The following is an 18,608-nucleotide window of genomic DNA, read 5'->3' on the forward strand; positions in this document are numbered from 1 at the left end:
GGTTACATTTTCGCTCCAAACTGTTATTTTATTCTGCCGATAATAACGTATGCTTTTTTCGCTGACATTAAAATTTGTGCCCGCCCACGGCTTCAGGGCAGGTGATAACGCCGTTCTCGTCGGTTCACTCACGAATAACGAACAAAGGTGTTCGTGGGACTTAAGTACACATTTAGACAGGGGAGGGAAGAGGAATGAGTTATGAACTTCCGAACAACGAAAAGCTTCTGAAGTGGGTCGAAGAGGTGGCGATCCTCTGCGAGCCGGACCGCATCCACTGGTGCGACGGCTCCCAGGAGGAGTACGACGAACTCTGCGGGCTGCTGGTGCAAAACGGCACCTTCAGGAAGCTTAATCCGGAAAAGCGCCCCAATAGCTACCTGGCGTGGTCTGATCCCATCGACGTGGCGCGGGTCGAGGACCGTACGTTTATCTGCAGCCTCTCCAAGCAGGATGCGGGCCCCACGAACAACTGGATGAACCCCAAGGAGATGAAAGAGAAGCTTCTGGGCCTCTTTAAAGGGTGCATGAAGGGACGGACCATGTATGTCATCCCCTTCAGCATGGGTCCCCTCGGCTCCCCCATTGCCAAGATCGGCGTTGAGATCACCGACTCCCCCTACGTCGTAGTCAACATGCGGATCATGACCAGAATGGGGAAAAAGGTCCTTGATATCCTCGGCGAACAAGGCGAATTCGTGCCGTGCCTCCACTCGGTGGGAGCCCCCCTGGAGCAGGGCCAGAAGGACAGCACCTGGCCCTGCAACAAGGAAAAGTACATCGTTCACTTCCCGGAGGAGCGCTCCATCTGGTCCTTCGGTAGCGGCTACGGCGGCAACGCCCTTCTCGGCAAAAAGTGCCTGGCCCTCCGGATTGCCTCCAAGCAGGGCAAGGACGAGGGATGGCTGGCCGAGCACATGCTGATTCTCGGCGTCGAGTCCCCCACCGGTGATAAAACTTACGTCGGCGCGGCCTTCCCCAGCGCCTGCGGCAAAACCAACTTCGCCATGCTGATCCCGCCCAAACCGCTGCAGGATAAAGGGTGGAAAGTAACCACCATCGGCGACGACATCGCCTGGATCAAGCCGGGACCCGACGGCCAGGTGTACGCCATCAACCCCGAATACGGCTACTTCGGGGTAGCCCCCGGCACCAACGTCAAGACTAACCCCAACGCCATGGCCTCTTGCGCCGCCAACACCATCTTCACCAACGTGGCCCTTACCCCCGATGGCGATGTCTGGTGGGAGGGGATGACCGACGAGCTCCCCGCCCAACTCACCGACTGGCAGGGGAACCCCTGGACCCCCGACTGCGGTCGTCCGGCAGCCCATCCCAATGCCCGCTTCACCTCCCCGGCCAGCCAGTGCCCCTCCATCGACCCGGATTGGGAGAACCCCAAAGGGGTGCCCATGAGCGCCTTCATCTTCGGCGGGCGCCGCAAAGACACCGTGCCGCTGGTCTATCAGGCATTCAACTGGAGCAACGGCGTCTACCTGGCCGCGACGCTCGGCTCCGAAACCACCGCCGCTGCCGTGGGCGCCGTGGGCAACGTCCGCCGCGATCCTTTTGCCATGCTGCCGTTCTGCGGCTACCATATGGCTGATTACTTCGGCCACTGGCTGCAATTCGGCCGTTCCATCCCGCGTCCGCCGCGGATCTTCAGCGTCAACTGGTTCCGCAAGGACGCCAACGGCAAGTTCATCTGGCCCGGCTACGGGGACAACATGCGGGTCCTCAAGTGGATCGTGGAGCGGGTACAGGGCAAAGCCGGCGCCGTTGAATCACCTCTCGGCTGGATGCCCCGCTACGAGGATATGGACTGGGACGGTCTGGACATGCCGCGCGAAAAGTTCAACGAGCTGACCTCGGTGGACCGCGACGTCTGGCAGAACGAGCTCATCTCCCACGAAGAGCTGTTCGTCAAGCTCTTTGACCGGCTCCCCAAGGAGTTCCTCCACATGCGCGAACTGATCCTCTCCAGCCTCTGGCGCTCGCCCGAGCACTGGGAGCAGATCGGCGACGTTCATCCGGAAGGGTGGAACGAGTAGCGGCACCACTCCGCTTTCGGGCACACGAAAAAGGAGGAGCCGGATAATCCCGGCTCCTCCTTTTTCGTCTTTCAGCCTCACAGGCGATCAGCAACGACGGCTGCCCTGCCCACCAAAGGGGCGTGTTACTGGTACTGAATGTAGATCGGTTTCGGGTGCAGCCTGAGCACCTCCCGGGGGGTGAGCAGGGGATGCCCCTTCTTGGTGTCGTTGTGATAGAACAGCTTGAAGCCAGTGTACTGGACCGGCTCGGCAACAATGTAATCTTTATAGGAATCGCGCTTGAGCCAGGGCGCACCCCAACCGTCCATGTGCATCACGATCTGCACCTCGGGGCGCAGGACGATCTTCTTGGAATTGGTAACCCCGTTGCGCGTGAACCGATGGACCGTCAGGACCTTAGGGGGCAGATTGTACTTGGTCACCAGATCTTTGAGATAGCCGGACGCATAGTTGATATCAGCCGCGTCATAGGTTCCGATCTTCTTGCCGGGTTTGGCCTTGCTGGAGATCAGATTGAATTCCGGATCGATTCCCAGGTGAACGTCCGGGTTCTTCAAAATCCACTCGAAACGCGGCAGCACCGTCCGGATGTCATCATGGCCGGTCTGGATGTCGATGAACAGAATGGCATTGGCTTCCCGGGCCCAACCGTACACCTGGTTAACTATCGCATCCGGCATGACCATCCGGTATTTGCCGTCCTTGCCCGGCTCCCCCTGCGCCACGACGGCGATCAGGTGGAGTGCCGGCTGCACCGGCAGCGACGGGTCCGCTTTCTGCCACGCCGCCACCTCGGACTTGAGCCGCTGAAGCATCTCATCCTTCGGATAGGCCCCCAGGGCTCCCATCCGCTTGGAGAGCGGGTTGCCATAGTAGGCAACTATCCTTTTCGCTGGAAGAATGGCACCGGGCAGGGTCGGCGGGCACTTCACCGGCCACCCGCACTGACGGGCGAAGTCGGGATCTTCCCCGGCCGCGTACTTGACGGCGGGCGTCGCAGCCCGGGCACTGCTTGCCGGGGTGAACGCCGGTGCCGGGGCTGGAGGGACGGCGCTGCTGTAAGTCTCGGTCTTCACGGCTGCGTCCTTCGGGGGAGACGTCTGGGGCACCGGCTTGTCGGTATCCGTGCAGCCTGCGAGTCCAAGAAAAACGGCAACAACTAAAAAAAACACCTGGGGAGGGAAAACGCGGGACGGGACGAACGAATTGAGAAATTTCACGCAAAGCTCCATCGACGTAGCAAATAAAAGCCACAGAAGGTGACTTCTGTGGCTCACAAACTACGTACCTTATATCATTATTGATGACTGATTGGGAATGGAATTATCAAAGCCCTGTGTTGTTATTGCTGCCGCTTGCCCGACCAGGCATCCCGAGCGCCCCATCCCCACGCCCGCGGCACTGCCCCCTCCGGCAAGTGAGCACGTCATTTTTATTGACATCCTCGCTGAGCGTGTGGTACAAAGGCCTTCGCTTTTCATCCTTGAGCTCAACGAGAAGGGATGAAAACAACTCGTGACCAAAAGTTCACGAGGCTTACACATTCCCCAATAGCTCAGTCGGTAGAGCGGGTGGCTGTTAACCACCATGTCCCTGGTTCGAGTCCGGGTTGGGGAGCCATACTAGCCATGGCCGATCGTCTCATGATGATCGGCCATTTTCTTTTCATCGCCACAACCGTCCACTGGCGTGCGTTGCAGGCCCATGCCATTAGGCGGTCGAGCCGCTTCGACGTCAATTGCCCTTGTCGCAACAGCCGCCCCGTCCGAAAACCGCTTCCCCCCTCCCGCTCTTTCGGTATTCCGCCGGCGTTAGCCCCACGACACGCCGGAACATAGCAATGAAGGCCGACGCGCTCCCGTAGCCGAAATACGCCGCAATCGCCTGAACCGTCATTCCCTCTTCGAGCAGCGACATTGCCTTTACGACTCGCAGTCGCTGTCTCCATTCCGCAAACGACATGCCGAGCTCCCGCTGACACCGGCGCATGACCGTACGCTCCGTAGAACCGGCCAGGCTGACGAGTTCTGACAGAGGTCGGTTGTCGCCCGGATGCTCTTCCATCGCCCGAAGGATGGGACCGAGGACCGGATCGTCGGAGGTGGGGAGATAGGAGCCGGCACGCTCCGCTGCCGCCAGTTGGTCGACAAGGACCCGCATGAGGCGGGCCTCTTCGTCCGTCGTCGACAGCCCCGGCGGATACTGTCGCAGGTGATCGAGGATCGACCGCATGAGCGGCCGGACGGTGACCGCGCAGACAGCGGCAGGGAGAGTGCTGCACAAACCGCGCTCCACATAGAGGGAGCAGTGGCATGCTTCATGGCGATTGAGCCCCACATGCTCGACATCCGGAGGCAGCCAGATCCCGTAGTGGGGTGGAGCCAGGTAGTGGTGGCCGGCAATTTTAACCTCCATGACGCCGCTGAAGGAGTAGACGAACTCACCCCAAGGGTGCCGGTGCCGGGGATATGAGGCATGGGCCGGCACGGTAGCTGACCGGAAGAAGATCGGCGCGGGCAGCTCATTGGTGAATGGCGGGGTCTGCGTGCGGACAGAGCTTGAAGGCATTGCTCTGCTCCCTTGATCAACCGGAACTGTTGCGGCCGGCAGTGGCAGGTAAACGTCATCTATTGGCATAATTTCACTATATCCATAGTTTCAGCCAAAGGATATACTTCTTTGCGGATTCGCTACCACGAGGAGCTGTATGGACTCACGCAAAGCACTGGACGGGTTGGCCGTCACCCTGATGATCATTCTATGCCTGACCTGGGGACTTCAGCAGGTGGCATTGAAGGCAACGTCCGCCGAAATAGCACCCTTGATGCAAATAGCCATTCGCTCCGGGATATCGGCGCTGCTGGTCGGCATTATGATGGTCGTCCGGAGAGAGCGGTTGTCACTGGCGGGGGGGATGTGGCGGCCCGGGTTAGCGGTCGGATTCCTGTTCGCCCTGGAATATCTGCTGGTCGGAGAGGGGCTGCGGCATACAACGGCGTCCCACATGGTGATTTTCCTGTACACCGCGCCCGTGTTCGCTGCCATTGGACTTCACCTGAAGCTCCGCTCCGAGCGGCTGAGGCCGGTCCAGTGGTTCGGGATTGCGTTGGCGTTCGGCGGGATTGTGGTGAGCTTTTACGGCCGGGGCGGCCACACGGCCTCACTGTCGGCGGCGAGCGTCATCTGGGGAGATTTCCTGGGGCTTGCCGCCGGGATGGCGTGGGGGATGACAACGGTCGTGATCCGCACCTCGCGCCTTGCCGCCTGCTCTGCGACTCAAACACTCCTGTTCCAGCTCCTGGGGGCCTTCATCCTGCTGCTGCCGGCCGCGGCAGGACTCGGGCAGACATATTTCAACCCGACCCGCCTCGGCTGGGCATGCCTCATCTTTCAGGCACTGATCGTATCATTCGCCAGCTTCCTGGTCTGGTTCTGGCTGCTGCGCCACTACGTCGCGTCGCGGCTTGGGGTTCTCTCGTTCATGACGCCGCTCTTCGGGGTAGCGCTGGGGGCCTGGCTTCTGAACGAGCCGCTTGAGCGCGGATTTCTCACCGGCGCGCTGCTCGTCCTGGCCGGCATCATCCTTGTCTCCGGCCATGGCTGGTTGAGGCAACTGGGGAACGGCGCCGGCGCCGCTATTCAGAAACAAGCCCGGGAACCGGATCTGCCGTAGAGTTGCTGGCCTCTTGCGGGTCGCCGCGGCCTAGTGGCCGCACCCCTCAGCCCGCATCGTCACATGCGCTGGCCGCGGTCTTTCGGGCCGGAAGGCCGGCTTCGTTCAAGATTCCACTCGTCCCATTCGTCGGGGGGATCAAGTGGGGTCAGTTCAGTGGAGCCCTCCTCCAGATACCAGGACGTCCCCCCTTCGATCCGTGTCGTGCCGCCGGCCGTTTCAGCCAGAACGTTTCCCTTCAGAACGTCCACCTGGACCGCGTCACCTTCGTCGGCCAACGCTACACGAAAAGTGGTCCGTACCCGAGGCTGCAGGGACCCGAAAGGGGTTTCCACCTCCATCTCGGGCTTGCCGCCGGGGTACACGCCATAGAGATCGCCGGCGACCATGAAAAACTGGGCATTGTCCCGGTCCAGCACAAGGACGTCCACAACGGAATACTCATCCAGGCGGATCGCCCCGCCATTGCGAAGCGACACCTCCACCCGCCCTCCTTCGGCCACCCAGAGCTGATCGCCCTCGGTCAGCGGCATCCCCTTGTCGGCCGCAACCCACTCCTCCACGTCCTCGTATTTGACGAACACCTCGCCGGCCACGAACGTGAGCTCGGCGTCACGGGAGTCTGCTCCCGGCGAGTGGAAGGGAAGCAGGATGATTGCAACGGCACACAGAAAACCAACCAGTTTCATGAATGCCTCCGGAGGGCGCTATGCCGCCGGCTGCGGGCGGCGTCACCCCGTGTTCCGGGCCGAAACCCGCGTGAAGATGTAGAGCCCCGCAAAGATCAGTGAACCGCCGGCAACCTGCCGGAGCGTGGGACTTTCGCCGAGGAACAGGGAGGCCCAGACAATGGCGCCGATGGGCTCGCCGAGGATGCTCACGGATACTACCGACGCTTGCACGTAACGCAGGACCCAGTTGAAAACTGTGTGCCCGAGTACGGTGCAGACCGCTGCAAGGGCGAAAAACAACAGCCAGTCGAGGGGGGGATAGGGATGGAACGGCGTCCGGGTAAGGAGACTGGCGGAGACGAGAACAAGAGAGGAAGCGCCATAGGTGACGAAGGTATAGCCCGACAACTCCACGTTCCCCCGAAGCTTTCTGCCAATGAGGAGATAGCCTGAGACAAAAACCGCGGCGGCCAGGGCAAGAAGATCTCCCACAAAGGCACGCATGCCCAGCTGGAAATCACCTGCGCCGATGACGATGCTGCCGCACAGGGCCACCACTCCTCCCAACAGGGCAAGGCGGGGCACTTTCTCGCGAAAGAAGAGCCAGGCACCGATCACCACGAAGACCGGCTGCATGGTAACAATGACTACCGAACTGGCCACGCTGGTATAAAAGAGCGAGGTGAACCAGGTAACGAAGTGGAGGGCAAGAAACACGCCGCTGGCCGCCGAGAGAGCGATTTCCCGGCGCGACATGGAGCGCACTCCGCTGAAGCGGGATGCAGCCGTGGCCGGCGCCAGCAGCAGAAAGGTGAACAGGAGCCGGTAGGTGGCGATGATCAGAGGAGGGGCCGTGGTGAGGCGCACGAAGAGCGCGGAGAACGAAACGGCAAAAACCCCCACCAGGACTGCCAGGTAGGGGTTTATGATCGGCCTGCTCTGGGGTGTTGTTGTCACACGAAATCCCTACTCTCCCAGGTACGCCTTTCTCACCTCGGGGTTTTCAGCAAGCTCCCCGGCCGGCCCTTCGAGGACAATATGCCCGGTCTCCAGAACATAGGCCCGGTGGGCGATAGAGAGGGCCATGTGCGCATTCTGCTCCACAAGCATGATGGTAGTGCCGGTTCCGTTGATCTCGCCGATAATCTCGAAGATCTTTTCCACGAGCATGGGCGCGAGCCCCATGGACGGCTCATCCAGAAGCAGGAGCCGGGGCCGGGACATGAGAGCCCGCCCCATGGCGAGCATTTGCTGCTCGCCGCCGGAAAGGGTCTTCGCCAGCTGTTTCTTCCGCTCGGCCAGGCGGGGGAAAAGATGGAAAATCCGCTCCATTTCCTGAGCAATACCCTTTTTATCGGACCGGATGTAGGCACCCATTTCCAGGTTCTCCAGCACACTCATCTTGGAGAAGACGCGACGTCCCTCGGGCACCTGACACACACCTCTCTTGACGATCTCATGGGGGGCGGTTTTGGTGATGTCTTCCCCCTCGAACAGGACCCGGCCGGCAGCTGCCGGCACAATGCTGGAAATAGTGTTCAGAATGGTGGTCTTACCGGCACCGTTGGCGCCGATCAGGGCGACGATCTCGCCTTGATCGACCCGGCAGGAAACATTGACGAGGGCCTTGATAGCCCCATAGTTGACGGAAAGGTTTTCAACGACGAGCATACGCCATCCTTGTCGCGGTTAGTGTGCTTCAGGCTGGGGCGGAACTAGTGGACGGCCGCCTTGCCGAGGTACGCCTCGATGACCTGCGGGTTGGCCCGGATTTCTTCGGGTTTTCCCTCAGCGATCTTGACGCCGTAATCGAGCACGGCGATCCTGTCGGACAGCCCCATGACGAACTTCATGTCGTGCTCCACGAGGAAGACCGTGATGCCGGTGGCGCGGATCTTCCGCACCATCTCCAGCAGGACCTGCTTTTCCTGGGGGTTCATGCCGGCGGCCGGCTCGTCCAGCAGGATCAGGTCGGGCTTGATTGCCAGGGCACGGGCGATCTCCAGGCGGCGCTGCTCGCCATAAGGGAGGCTCGTGGACGGTTCGTAGGCGCGATGGGCCAGATCGACCTGCTTGAGGCATTCAATGGCCCATTCGGCGAGTTCACCCTCTTCGCGCCGCACCCAGGGGGCCAGCTTCAGGATGGAACCGGTCAGGTCCCATTTCCCGCGGGTGTGGGCACCGATCAGGACGTTCTCCAGAACCGACAGTTCAGGGAACAGCCGGATATTCTGAAAGGTGCGACCGATGCCGGCGGCGGCGATCCGGTGGGTCTTTTTGCCGCTGACGGTCTCGCCCTTGAAGGCGATGCTTCCCGCTGTCGGCGTATAAATACCGGTAATGAGGTTGAACAGGGTACTCTTGCCGGCGCCATTGGGACCAATGAGCGCCAGGATCTCCCCCTGCTCCACCGTCAGATTGACACTATCAACGGCCACCAGCCCGCCGAAGCGGATGGTCACATTATCAAGTTTCAGAAGCGACATGGAACCTCGCCAATCCGTTTATTTTCTGTGCCGTTCGTTAACTTCAGCCGTAGCGGGCTTGCGGCCGATGGCGCGCAGCACCAGGTCGGTAAAGTTTATCCCGCCGAGCAGGCCATTGGGACGGAATACCATGAGGAAGACGAGCAATCCGCCGTAGACGAGCATCCGATACTGGGACATGAAGCGGAGGAACTCCGGCGCCGCCGCCAGGATGGATGCCCCGAACACGGTACCGGCAATGCTGCCGAGCCCTCCGAGAACGACCATGCTCAGGATGTCAACCGACTTGAGGAAGCCGAAATCGGACGGGTTGATGTAACTGAGAAAATGGGCGTACAGACACCCCCCCACCCCGGCCAGGAAGGAGCCGACGGCAAAGGATTGGACCTTGTAGCGGGCGATGTTGATCCCCATGGCCTCGGCGGCGATCTCATCGTCGCGGATCGCCTTCAGCGCCCGACCAAAGCGCGACTCCTTCATGAAGCAGACGAAGATGATCGAGAGAATGGCCACCATCCAGACGATGATCGGCATCGGGATCGGCGACCGGGCCGGGGGAACCGACAATCCCAGGGCCTTGTTGGTGATGTCGAGATTAAGAAAGACAACCTTGACGATCTCGGCGAAACCGAGGGTGCAGATGGCCAGGTAGTCGCCGGTGAGACGGAGGATGGGGTAGCCGATGGCGGCGCCGACAAAGGCGGTTATCAATCCGGAGAGTAGGAGATTGGCACTGAAGGGAAGCCCCGTGCGCAGGGTTATCACGGCACTGGTGAAGGCGCCGATGCTCATGAACGCCGCGTGCCCCAGCGAGAGCTGGCCGGTGATGCCGGTAATGACGTTGAGTCCCAGGGCAAGGACGATGGCAATCCCGATGTTCACCAGGATCTGGAGGGTATACGGGTCAACCAGGTTGACGATGCTCTGCAGGGACTCTCCCATACGCTCGTTACACCTTTTTCTGAATTTTCTGCCCCAGCAGACCCGTGGGTTTTACCAGGAGGACCAGGACAAGTATTGCGAAGGCGATGGCATCGCGGTAGGACGAATACCCGGCAGCTACCCCCATGACCTCAGCCACGCCCAGGAGCAGCCCGCCGAGCATGGCGCCGGGAATGGAGCCGATCCCGCCGAGGACCGCGGCCGAGAAGGCCTTGAGCCCCGCCATGAGCCCCATGTTGAAGCTTACCGCATTGAACAGGAGCCCCACCAGCACCCCGCCGGCAGCCGCCAGGGAGGAGCCGAGGGCGAAGGTGAAGGAGATCACGCGGTTCACGTTGATCCCCATGAGGGCCGCCGTATTGTAGTCTTCGGAGGTGGCGCGCATGGCCTTGCCGATCTTGGTTTTCTGGACGATGAACTCGAGGCCGAGCATGAGGAGGGCCGAAACGCCGATGATGAGGAGCTGGAGGGTCGAGATCTCGGCCCCAAGGACCTTCACCTGCCGGACCGGGAAGGCGGTGTCGGGGAATCCCTTGGCGTCGGCACCGAAGATCATGAGTGCCAGGGTCGAGAGGAAGATGGAGACGCCGATGGCCGAGATGAGAGCCGACAGTCGCGACGACTTCCTGAGGGGCCGATAGGCGATCAGCTCGATGACCACCCCCATGACCATGCAGGTTACCATGGCAAGGATCATGGCCACGAAGATGTTCATCTTGAACACGGCAACCATCAGCAGGCCCACGAACGCGCCCGCCATGAATATTTCTCCATGGGCGAAGTTGATGAGGGCGATGATGCCGTAGACCATGGTGTAGCCCAGGGCGATGAGCGCATAGGTGCTGCCGAGGGCGATCCCGTTGATGAGCTGCTGCAGGAGCATGCGGTTCCTCTCTGCGCCGGGGTGTAGCGATGACGTATTATTGGGATTGGTGAAACGAACTGCGAGTGCGGGGGAGCCCCCCCTGAACGGTCAAACCGTCGACAGGTCAGACCTGTATACCACACTGACTAAAGATTGTGCAAGCTTTTCGATGGGGTTTATGTTGATATTCTGAAAAGTTAGTATGATTTCACAAAAACGGAAGGGGGCAGGATTTCTCCCGCCCCCCCGTTGATAAGTCCTTCTAATCGACCCAGTCGTCGTCCTCCTCGATGGGAGCGAAACCGCGCCGCATGGTGTTCTCTGTGACCACCCGCGGGTCCATGAAGTGGAGGAGGTAGTCGGGACCGCCGGCCTTGGTGCCGACCCCGGACATCCGGGCGCCGCCGAAGGGCTGCCGCTCAACCAGGGCGCCGGTGTTGTTCCGGTTGATGTAGAGGTTGCCCACCCGGAACTCCCGGCGGGCCTTGGCCAGGTGTTCGGGGCTGCGGCTGAAGATACCGCCGGTGAGGGCAAACTGCGTGGAGTTGGCCCATTCGATGGCCTGGTCGAAGTCCTTGGCCCGCATGACCGCAAGGACCGGTCCGAAGATCTCCTCCTGGGCGATACGGTGCTCGGGCTTTATGCCGCCGATGATGGTCATGGGGACGAAATACCCCTCACCGGCCGGCACCGGGCTCTCATAGAGAACATGCCCCTCGCGCTTGCCGATCTCCGCGTACTCCTTGATGCTCTTCATGGCCTTGTCGTCGGCCACGGCACCCATGTAGTTGGCCGGGTCCTCGGAGGGGCCCACCTTGGTAGCCTTGGCCATGGACACGAGCCGCTCGATGAATTTATCGTAGACCGCGTCCAGCACGATGACCCGGGAGCAGGCGGAGCACTTCTGCCCCTGGAATCCGAAGGCCGAGTAGAGGACATGGGGCACCGCCTCGTCCAGGTCGGCGTCGTCGTCGATGATGACAGCGTTCTTGCCCCCCATCTCGGAGATGATCTTCTTCACGTTGGCCTGGCCCGGATAGACCTTGGCGGCACGCTCGATGATCCGCAGGCCGGTCTCCATGGAGCCGGTGAAGGCGATCAGGCTGATGTCCGGGTGATCCACCAGATAGTCGCCCATGACCGAGCCGCGACCCGGCGTGAAGTTGAAGACCCCTTCGGGGAGGCCCGCCTCGCGGAACAGTTCCACCAGGTGCCAGCCGATGATCGAGGTGATCCCCGACGGCTTGAAGACCACGCAGTTGCCGGTAACGATCGCTGCCGATGCCATGCCCATGCTGATGGCCAGGGGGAAGTTCCAGGGTGCGATAACCGCGGCCACCCCCTTGGGCTCGTAGAAGTAATGGTTCAGCTCGCCCGGCGCGTGGCCCACCCGCTGGGGCTGGCCCAGCCGGATCATCTCACGGGCATAGTATTCCAGGAAGTCGATGGCCTCGGTCACGTCGGCATAGGCCTGATCCCACTGCTTGCCGATCTCCAGAACCTGCCAGGCCGAGAGTTCGAAGAGCCGCTTGCGGGCGGCCTGGGCCGCCTTCAGGAGATATTCGGCCCTGGTCCGGGGATCAGTGTCGCGCCATGCCGGGAAGGCTGCCTTGGCGGCAGCGATGGCATCGCCCACCTCCTTGGTGCCTGCTTGGCAGATCTGGCCCAGAACCTCGGAGGGCTTGTTGGGGTTCACGGTGGGGATGAGGTCGTTGGTCCGAACCTCTTTCCCGTTTATGAACAGGGGATAGGTCTTGCCCAACTGGGTCCGCACCTCGGCGATGTGCTTCGGGAAGGCTGCCCGGTGATCGGCCCGGGTAAAGTCCACCATGGCCTCGTTGTTGAACGGGGGAAGCCCGCCGGGGCCTTTCCGCTCCTTCTTCGGCTTTGCGGAGCGGGCGGCCCGTTCCCGCTCGACCGTGACAGCCGGGTCTTCCAGCAGACGCTCGATCTGGGCGTCCTCGGCAAAGCTCTGGCGCAGGAACGACTCGTTGGCGGTGTTCTCCAGGAGCCGGCGCACCAGGTACCCCATCCCCGGAACCATGTTGCCGTAGGGGGCATAGAGACGGATGCGCCCCGCCACCTTCAGGATTCCCTTGCGCACCGGCTCGGCCATGCCGTAGAGAACCTGGAATTCGTAACGGTCCTCAGGCACGTTCAGTTCACGCGCCATCTCCATGACCGCCGATATGGTCCGAATATTGTGGGAGGCGCAGGCAAAGTGGCAGATCTGGTGGTTTTCCAGGATCTTCCGCGCCTGGCGCTCGTAGGCCGCGTCGCTCTCCGCCTTGATGGTCCAGACCGGGACTTCCCAATCATTCTGCTTCGCCTTGACCGTTTCGTAGTCCCAGTAGGCACCCTTCACGAGACGGACGGATATCTGGACCTTGTGCTCCTTCGCCCAGGCCAGGAGGTCATCCAGATCCTTGTCGTTATCCTTCAGGTAAGCCTGGAGCACGATTCCCAGGTGGGGATAGTCGCGGTACTCCAGTTTCAGGCGCCGGAAGACCTCCAGGATGATCTCCTTGTGGCGGTAGGACTCCATATCGATGCAGAGGAAGCCGTTCAGCTCCATTACCTTCTTGAAGATGCGGCGCATCCGGTCAAGGATGGCCACCACCGAGCCCTCGAAGTCCTGGGGATTGGCCAGACAGAAGAGGGCCGTGGGCTTCACCGCAATGTTCACCTTGGGGGCATGCCCCCAGTCCAGGTTGGGATCGCCTCCCTTGCCGGGCAGGCCTTTCCAGCTCCCCTGTTCTTTCTTCAGGGCCTCCAGCAGCTCCAGGTACGTGTTCGTGTAGACTTCGGCTTCCTCTTCGGAAAGGGTCGCCTCGCCGAGCACGTCCACCACGGCGGCGAAGCCGTCCTTGCGGAGTTTCTCCAGATTTTTCACCGCCTCCTTGGTGGTCTCGCCCACGATGAACTGGCGGGCCATCTCCTCGATATTGGAGGTGAGCACTTTGTTCAGCACGGCCCCGCCGAAGGAACCGAGCATCCCCGCCACCTTGGCCCCTGTGGACATGAAGGCGGGCATTTCCTGCTCATTGCCGAAATATTCCCGAATATGCTCCGTCAGGAGCTTGCTGGTGGTCAGCGAGGGGAACACGTCCACGAACCGGAACATCTGGATCTTGAACTGCTCGTTCTGCATGCTCCAGTCCATGGCCTTGCCCATCCAGGCCCCCTTGTTGAAAAGGGAGGGCTTCTCGCCGGAAATGCTGCCGAAAAACTCCTTGCCGCGGTTGACGATCTTCGTGTTCAGCTCACTGTTTAGCATGGCTCGCTCCTTCGTTGGTTCATATGAGGCGGATAGCCCATGGTGTCGAGTTACCTGCATCAAACAGTACCACCGCCACTATCTTTATGTCAATGGTTAAACCATTAGTATTATCCTTCATGCTATGCTATTCTTTGAAAATGTATGACAGGGTGCTATAACTGGCAGTCTGAACATGCCGGAACAGCTGTTCCGGCGACGCAGACCGCGCCGGCTGTTCGACAGGCCGGCATGGGTATAACCATTGTAATCCTGCATTGCTACGGTGCAACGGAAGGAGCAACCCAGATGTTTCGCAAGGCCAAGCAAAACCGGATCTTTCAGGACGTGGTGGATCAGATACAGGAAGCGATCGTGGAGGGAAGGCTCAAGGAGGGGGACCAGCTTCCGGCGGAGCGAAAACTCCAGGAAGAGTTCAATGTAAGCAGGGGTACCCTCCGGGAAGCACTCCGCGTCCTGGAGCAGAAGGGGCTCATCGAGATCCGGACCGGCGTGGCCGGGGGATCGGTGATCAAGGGGGTATCCACCGAGCAGGTGAGCGAGAGCCTGGCGCTGCTCATCCGCTACCAGAAGGTGCCTCTGGCGAAGCTGGCCGAATTCCGCGAGGGCGTCGAAGGCATCGTGGCCGCCCTGGCCGCAAACCGGGCAACCACAGAGCAGACAGGCCGGCTGCGGGAGCTGCTGAGCATGGCCGGTGAGTACCTGGAGCAGGGGGAGCCCCACTGGGATGCCTTCATCCGGACCGACGAGGAGTTTCACCTGGCACTGGCCGAGATGACCGACAATCCCCTGTTCATCACGGTGCTCAAGACCGTCTACCACAACATCCATACCTACTACGAGCGCTACCTGCCAATGGAGGAGACGGTGCTGCGCCAGAACTACCAGGACCTGAAGGATCTGTTCGCGGCTGTCGACGCCCGGGACGGAAAGCGGGCCGAAGAGTTGGCCAGGGAGCACGTGCGGCGCTTCAACACGCGGATGGAGGAGCGCCATATCTCCTGATTGAGGGGCTTCGCACAGGGTTGTTGACAGCCGTCCTTCCATTTTTTTATAGTTCTACCTACTGCTATCTACACGAAAGTGTGCTCCATGATTCTCCCGCTCCAGAGAAAAGGAATTGCCCTGCTCCTTCTTTTGCTGATGGTATCCATCGCACTGGGGGGAGCCGTCTGTCTCGGTGCGGACCACCACCCCACCCGCGCTGCTGCTGACGCCGTTGCCCCCACTGCCGGGGACGAGGCCCCGTGTTGCCCCGATGAAGGGCACAGCGACGGGGATCACTGCCAGAGTTGCCTTTCCTGCCCCTGCCAGGCGCCCCTTGCCGGGGACGAACTGAGCCTGAGCTATGCCCCGTCCATCCACGTCCTTTCTTTTTCAGAACGCCGCGTTCCACCCCCCGACGTCTATTTGTCCAAGTTCGTACCCCCTGCAGAATCCCGTCTGATCCTGTAACGACACCAGCCGACCGGCCGTTGCTGGAGACGTGCGTCTCCCTCCGGCGGTGGTGTTAGCCGTACAGCCCGTAACCCCTCACAGGCTATCCATTTCAGATACCCCACAAGGAGGTACTGCCGTGAATCGAGCAGTTTCCCTTCCGGTGGCGGCCTTGCTGTTTCTTGCCGTCACCGGTGCGTCGGCGGGCAATGCCGGCGCCGACACCAGAATCTTCACCCTTACCGAGGCCGTTGAGCACGCCCTCGCCAACAACGGCGAGCTCAAGGCGGCCCGGAGCGGGCACGAGGCCGCCCAAGCCGGCACCGTCCGGGCCGGGCTTTACCCCAATCCGGTCCTGGAACTGGAAGGGTCCACCGGTGCCCTCACCGGCAGCAGCAACGAAAGCAGCATGGAACTGGCGATTTCCCAGGAAGTGCTGCTTGGCGGCAAGCGGGCCAAACGACTGGCAGCCGCGGAGCGGGATGTCGAGGCGGTCCGCTGGTGGCTGGCGGATCGGGAACGCCTCACGGCCCTGGACGTGAAGACGGCGTACGCCGATCTTCTGCTGGCCCAGCAACGGCTTGGTCTGGCAAAGCAGGCCGCGGATCTGGGCAGCCGCCTGCTTGCCCTGACCAAGGAGCGTTTCGCTGCGGGCGACATTCCCGAACTGGAGGTCAACCTGGCCCGGGTCGAGGCTGCGCGCAGCGACAGCGAGCGGGTGGCGGCGGAACGGGAGATCGTGCCGGTCCGTTCCCGGCTCTCAACCCTCATGGGCCTTGAGCCCGGCACTGAGGCGGCCGTTATTGCGCCGCCCGACGAACAGCCCTTTACCGCCGGTGTCGCCGGTCTGGTGACCAGGGCCCGGGAACACCGTCCCGACCTCAAGGCCCTGACCGCCGAGCAGGCCAAGGGAGAGGCGGAGGTGAGCCTTGCCCGGTCCGAGGGGATACCGAATCTGACGGTGGGACTCTTCGTGGCCCATGAGCGGAGCACCGACGCCATCGGCACCGATGAGGAAAAGACACGCGATACCATCGTGGGGGTGAGGCTCTCCCTGCCGCTCCCCATCTTTGATCGCAACCAGGCCGGCATTCGCGAGGCCGGTGCCCGCCGCGGGGGGGCCGAGGCCCGGCTCGTCGCCGCCCGCGTCGCGCTGGAGCGGGAGGTGGAGGCGGAGCACGCCCTAATGGCCGCAGCGGAGGAGGTGCTCTGCCTCTACGCGAAGGATATCCTTCCGCGGCTCAAGGAGAACCTCGCCCTGGTCCAGGAGGCCTACGGACTGGGTGAAGCAGACATTCTCGCGGTTATCGAGGAACAGAAAAAGTACGTGGAGGTCCACGGGGCATACCTGACGGCCGTTCATGCCCGGCAGACGGCCCGCGCCCGCCTGGAGGCGGCCCTGGGCGCACCCCTTGACGAACTGACAACAGGAGGTACCCAGTGAGCATGATACGCACGATAACATACGGAATCCTGGCGCTGCTGGCCCTGACGCTTCTGGCCGCCTGCAGCAAGGGAAACGGCAGCCGAGAAGCCGGAGGCGAGGCCGGCCACGGGCCGGTGCAGGTGACCGCCTGGTCGGACCGGACAGAGGTCTTTCTGGAGCATCCCGAGCTTGAACCGGGCAAAGAGGCGACGCTCCTCATCTATCTGACCCGCACGGCCGACTGGAAGCCCCTGGCGTCATCGGAGGTGCACCTGGTCATAACCCCGCCCGCGGGAACCCCTCTGACGGTGGCCGCCAAAGGGACCAAGCCGGGACTCTATCGGGCCGAAGCAACCTTCCCCGCCAAAGGCGCCTACCGGGTAACGGTGGTGATCGGCGGCTCCCAGGGGGAACAGATCGAACTCCCCTCTCTCCGGGTTGGGGAAGGACATGACCACGGCGAGGGCGAGCACAAGGAGAAGGCCGTGAATGACCGGAAGGAGGGAACTCCCCACGACCGCGACGACCACGGGGACCACGCCGCGGAGACGAAGCAGGGCGGAGGAAAAGAGCCCGCCCATGCCGAACATGACGACCACGATGAGCATGCCGGGCACGGCGGAAACGACAGCCATGACGACCATGAGGGAGAGCAGGCGCACGACGAAACCGGCACAGCCCATGCTCACGCCGCCTCGGGAGCCGTCGGCGCCATCACCCTGACCAAGGAGCAACAGTGGGCCGTGGCCTTCGGCGTGGCCGAGCCGAGACGGATGGATATGGCCAGCGGCCTTACGGCGGTCGGCGAACTGGTGCCGGTGGCCACGGCCGAGGCGGTAGTGGCCGCTCCCCTGGCAGGGGTCGTCTCCCCGACCCGCGCCCTTCCCTTCCCCGGCAAGCGGGTAGCAAAGGGCGAGGTGATCGCGGTGATCGATCCTCCGGCAAGCCTTGGCGGAGGCATGACCCAGCTGGCTGCCGACCATGCCCAGGCCATGAGCCGCGTCTCTCTGGCCCAGGCCGAGTACGATCGGGCCAAGCGACTTGTGGAGGGAAAGATAGCCGCCCGCAAGCGGCTCGAGGAGGCAGAGGCGTCCCTGGAGGCGGCCCGCGCCGCCGCAGCCCCCCTTGAGGCTGCCATGAAGAGCGTCCAGGGCGGGAGCGGCGGACGGATCACCGTGCGCGCGCCGGTCTCCGGCACCGTGGTGGAGCTCTCCGCCGTGAACGGCAGCGGGGTAGCCCCCGGCCAGACCCTGGTCCGCATCGTGGATACCGGCAGGCTCTGGCTCCGGGTGAACCTGCCGGCAACGGACCTGGGCAAGGTTGGGCGCCCCGCTGCTGCCGGGACTACCTTCACCGTAACGGGGCTGCCGGGAGAATTCCACACCAGCGGCCTCATCTCCGACGGGACAGTGGTGGATCCCCAGACCCGGACTCTCCCGCTGGTCTTCGCCGTGGAAAACCGCAGCGGCAACCTCAAGTCCGGCATGTTCGCCCGGGTCACCATCCGGACCGGTACGGCCAAAGGTGTCCTGGCCGTACCGAAAGAGGCCCTCTTCGAGGACGAAGGTCGCTGGTTCGCCTTCGTCCAGGTTTCGGGGATCACCTTTGACCGCCGGGAGGTGCAGATCGGAACCGAAGACCGGGGGATGATCCAGATCGTATCGGGGCTCGACGAGCATGACCGGCTGGTGGTGAAGGGGGGCTACTACGTGAAGCTCGCCTCCCAGGGCGGGGCTACCGCCGACCCCCATGCCGGTCACGGCCACTAAGGGGGCGC

At 62.1% G+C, this 18,608-nt stretch carries 15 protein-coding genes and 1 tRNA gene; 7 read left to right on the forward strand and 9 right to left on the reverse strand.

The genetic code is table 11. From position 1 onward, the window contains the following. Positions 1–194 precede the first annotated feature (194 nt). The gene (locus AABA48_RS14330; protein WP_286351014.1) at positions 195–2,051 is read left to right on the forward strand and encodes a phosphoenolpyruvate carboxykinase (GTP); all 1,857 of its coding nucleotides are present in this window, start codon (positions 195–197) and stop codon (positions 2,049–2,051) included. A 125-nt stretch (positions 2,052–2,176) separates the two neighbouring features. Here the strand turns inward: AABA48_RS14330 and AABA48_RS14335 are convergent, their stop codons facing one another. After that, positions 2,177–3,274: a hypothetical protein gene (locus AABA48_RS14335; protein ID WP_286351015.1), complete on the reverse strand. Its 1,098-nt coding sequence runs from the start codon at positions 3,272–3,274 to the stop codon at positions 2,177–2,179. 324 nt (positions 3,275–3,598) lie between these two features. Between AABA48_RS14335 and AABA48_RS14340 the strand changes: the two genes are divergently transcribed. Beyond that, positions 3,599–3,674 (forward strand) — tRNA-Asn (locus AABA48_RS14340). A gap of 114 nt (positions 3,675–3,788) precedes the next feature. Here the strand turns inward: AABA48_RS14340 and AABA48_RS14345 are convergent. Further along, positions 3,789–4,622: an AraC family transcriptional regulator gene (locus tag AABA48_RS14345; RefSeq protein ID WP_286351016.1), complete on the reverse strand. Its 834-nt coding sequence runs from the start codon at positions 4,620–4,622 to the stop codon at positions 3,789–3,791. 139 nt (positions 4,623–4,761) lie between these two features. Between AABA48_RS14345 and AABA48_RS14350 the strand changes: the two genes are divergently transcribed. Then, complete coding sequence (locus AABA48_RS14350) at positions 4,762–5,727, forward strand: DMT family transporter (protein WP_286351017.1); 966 nt, start codon at positions 4,762–4,764, stop codon at positions 5,725–5,727. Between the two features lie 59 nt (positions 5,728–5,786). Here AABA48_RS14350 and AABA48_RS14355 read toward each other — a convergent pair whose 3' ends face one another. The 7 genes from AABA48_RS14355 to pruA form a co-directional block, all read right to left on the reverse strand. Continuing rightward, positions 5,787–6,416 carry a FecR family protein gene (locus AABA48_RS14355; protein WP_286351018.1) on the reverse strand — a complete coding sequence of 210 codons (630 nt, stop codon included), beginning with the start codon at positions 6,414–6,416 and terminating at the stop codon, positions 5,787–5,789. 42 nt (positions 6,417–6,458) lie between these two features. Then, positions 6,459–7,355 (reverse strand): DMT family transporter, encoded by an 897-nt coding sequence (locus tag AABA48_RS14360; RefSeq protein WP_286351019.1) that lies wholly within the window; start codon positions 7,353–7,355, stop codon positions 6,459–6,461. A gap of 9 nt (positions 7,356–7,364) precedes the next feature. After that, positions 7,365–8,069 carry an ABC transporter ATP-binding protein gene (locus tag AABA48_RS14365; protein WP_286351020.1) on the reverse strand — a complete coding sequence of 235 codons (705 nt, stop codon included), beginning with the start codon at positions 8,067–8,069 and terminating at the stop codon, positions 7,365–7,367. Positions 8,070–8,113: 44 nt separating this feature from the next. Further along, positions 8,114–8,884 (reverse strand): ABC transporter ATP-binding protein, encoded by a 771-nt coding sequence (locus AABA48_RS14370; protein WP_286351021.1) that lies wholly within the window; start codon positions 8,882–8,884, stop codon positions 8,114–8,116. 18 nt (positions 8,885–8,902) lie between these two features. Continuing rightward, positions 8,903–9,826: a branched-chain amino acid ABC transporter permease gene (locus AABA48_RS14375; protein WP_286351022.1), complete on the reverse strand. Its 924-nt coding sequence runs from the start codon at positions 9,824–9,826 to the stop codon at positions 8,903–8,905. 7 nt (positions 9,827–9,833) lie between these two features. After that, on the reverse strand, positions 9,834–10,709 hold the full coding sequence (locus AABA48_RS14380; RefSeq protein WP_119333941.1) for a branched-chain amino acid ABC transporter permease: 876 nt from the start codon (positions 10,707–10,709) through the stop codon (positions 9,834–9,836). A 244-nt stretch (positions 10,710–10,953) separates the two neighbouring features. Further along, positions 10,954–13,968, reverse strand: a complete 3,015-nt coding sequence (gene pruA / locus AABA48_RS14385) for an L-glutamate gamma-semialdehyde dehydrogenase (protein ID WP_286351023.1) — start codon at positions 13,966–13,968, stop codon at positions 10,954–10,956. A 288-nt stretch (positions 13,969–14,256) separates the two neighbouring features. Between pruA and AABA48_RS14390 the strand changes: the two genes are divergently transcribed. The 4 genes from AABA48_RS14390 (at position 14,257) to AABA48_RS14405 (ending at position 18,600) form a co-directional block, all read left to right on the forward strand. Next, the gene (locus AABA48_RS14390; protein ID WP_286351024.1) at positions 14,257–14,973 is read left to right on the forward strand and encodes a FadR/GntR family transcriptional regulator; all 717 of its coding nucleotides are present in this window, start codon (positions 14,257–14,259) and stop codon (positions 14,971–14,973) included. 87 nt (positions 14,974–15,060) lie between these two features. Continuing rightward, positions 15,061–15,423: a hypothetical protein gene (locus AABA48_RS14395; protein ID WP_286351025.1), complete on the forward strand. Its 363-nt coding sequence runs from the start codon at positions 15,061–15,063 to the stop codon at positions 15,421–15,423. 121 nt (positions 15,424–15,544) lie between these two features. Beyond that, positions 15,545–16,849 (forward strand): TolC family protein, encoded by a 1,305-nt coding sequence (locus AABA48_RS14400; protein ID WP_338270682.1) that lies wholly within the window; start codon positions 15,545–15,547, stop codon positions 16,847–16,849. Positions 16,850–16,851: 2 nt separating this feature from the next. Continuing rightward, a complete protein-coding gene (locus AABA48_RS14405; protein ID WP_324309718.1) occupies positions 16,852–18,600 on the forward strand; it encodes an efflux RND transporter periplasmic adaptor subunit in 1,749 nt (582 codons plus the stop codon). Positions 18,601–18,608: the final 8 nt, after the last annotated feature.

This window comes from Geobacter sp. 60473, assembly GCF_036323535.1.
In the GTDB taxonomy this organism is placed as follows: domain Bacteria; phylum Desulfobacterota; class Desulfuromonadia; order Geobacterales; family Geobacteraceae; genus Geobacter; species Geobacter sulfurreducens.

Coding starts and splice junctions, on each gene's coding strand:
- AABA48_RS14345 (WP_286351016.1), bottom strand. CDS start 4,622: ATGCCTTCAAGCTCTGTCCGCACGCAGACCCCGCCATTCACCAATGAG.
- AABA48_RS14330 (WP_286351014.1), top strand. CDS start 195: ATGAGTTATGAACTTCCGAACAACGAAAAGCTTCTGAAGTGGGTCGAA.
- AABA48_RS14405 (WP_324309718.1), top strand. CDS start 16,852: ATGATACGCACGATAACATACGGAATCCTGGCGCTGCTGGCCCTGACG.
- AABA48_RS14370 (WP_286351021.1), bottom strand. CDS start 8,884: ATGTCGCTTCTGAAACTTGATAATGTGACCATCCGCTTCGGCGGGCTG.
- AABA48_RS14395 (WP_286351025.1), top strand. CDS start 15,061: ATGATTCTCCCGCTCCAGAGAAAAGGAATTGCCCTGCTCCTTCTTTTG.
- AABA48_RS14350 (WP_286351017.1), top strand. CDS start 4,762: ATGGACTCACGCAAAGCACTGGACGGGTTGGCCGTCACCCTGATGATC.
- AABA48_RS14365 (WP_286351020.1), bottom strand. CDS start 8,069: ATGCTCGTCGTTGAAAACCTTTCCGTCAACTATGGGGCTATCAAGGCC.
- AABA48_RS14375 (WP_286351022.1), bottom strand. CDS start 9,826: ATGGGAGAGTCCCTGCAGAGCATCGTCAACCTGGTTGACCCGTATACC.
- AABA48_RS14380 (WP_119333941.1), bottom strand. CDS start 10,709: ATGCTCCTGCAGCAGCTCATCAACGGGATCGCCCTCGGCAGCACCTAT.
- AABA48_RS14390 (WP_286351024.1), top strand. CDS start 14,257: ATGTTTCGCAAGGCCAAGCAAAACCGGATCTTTCAGGACGTGGTGGAT.
- AABA48_RS14355 (WP_286351018.1), bottom strand. CDS start 6,416: ATGAAACTGGTTGGTTTTCTGTGTGCCGTTGCAATCATCCTGCTTCCC.
- pruA (WP_286351023.1), bottom strand. CDS start 13,968: ATGCTAAACAGTGAGCTGAACACGAAGATCGTCAACCGCGGCAAGGAG.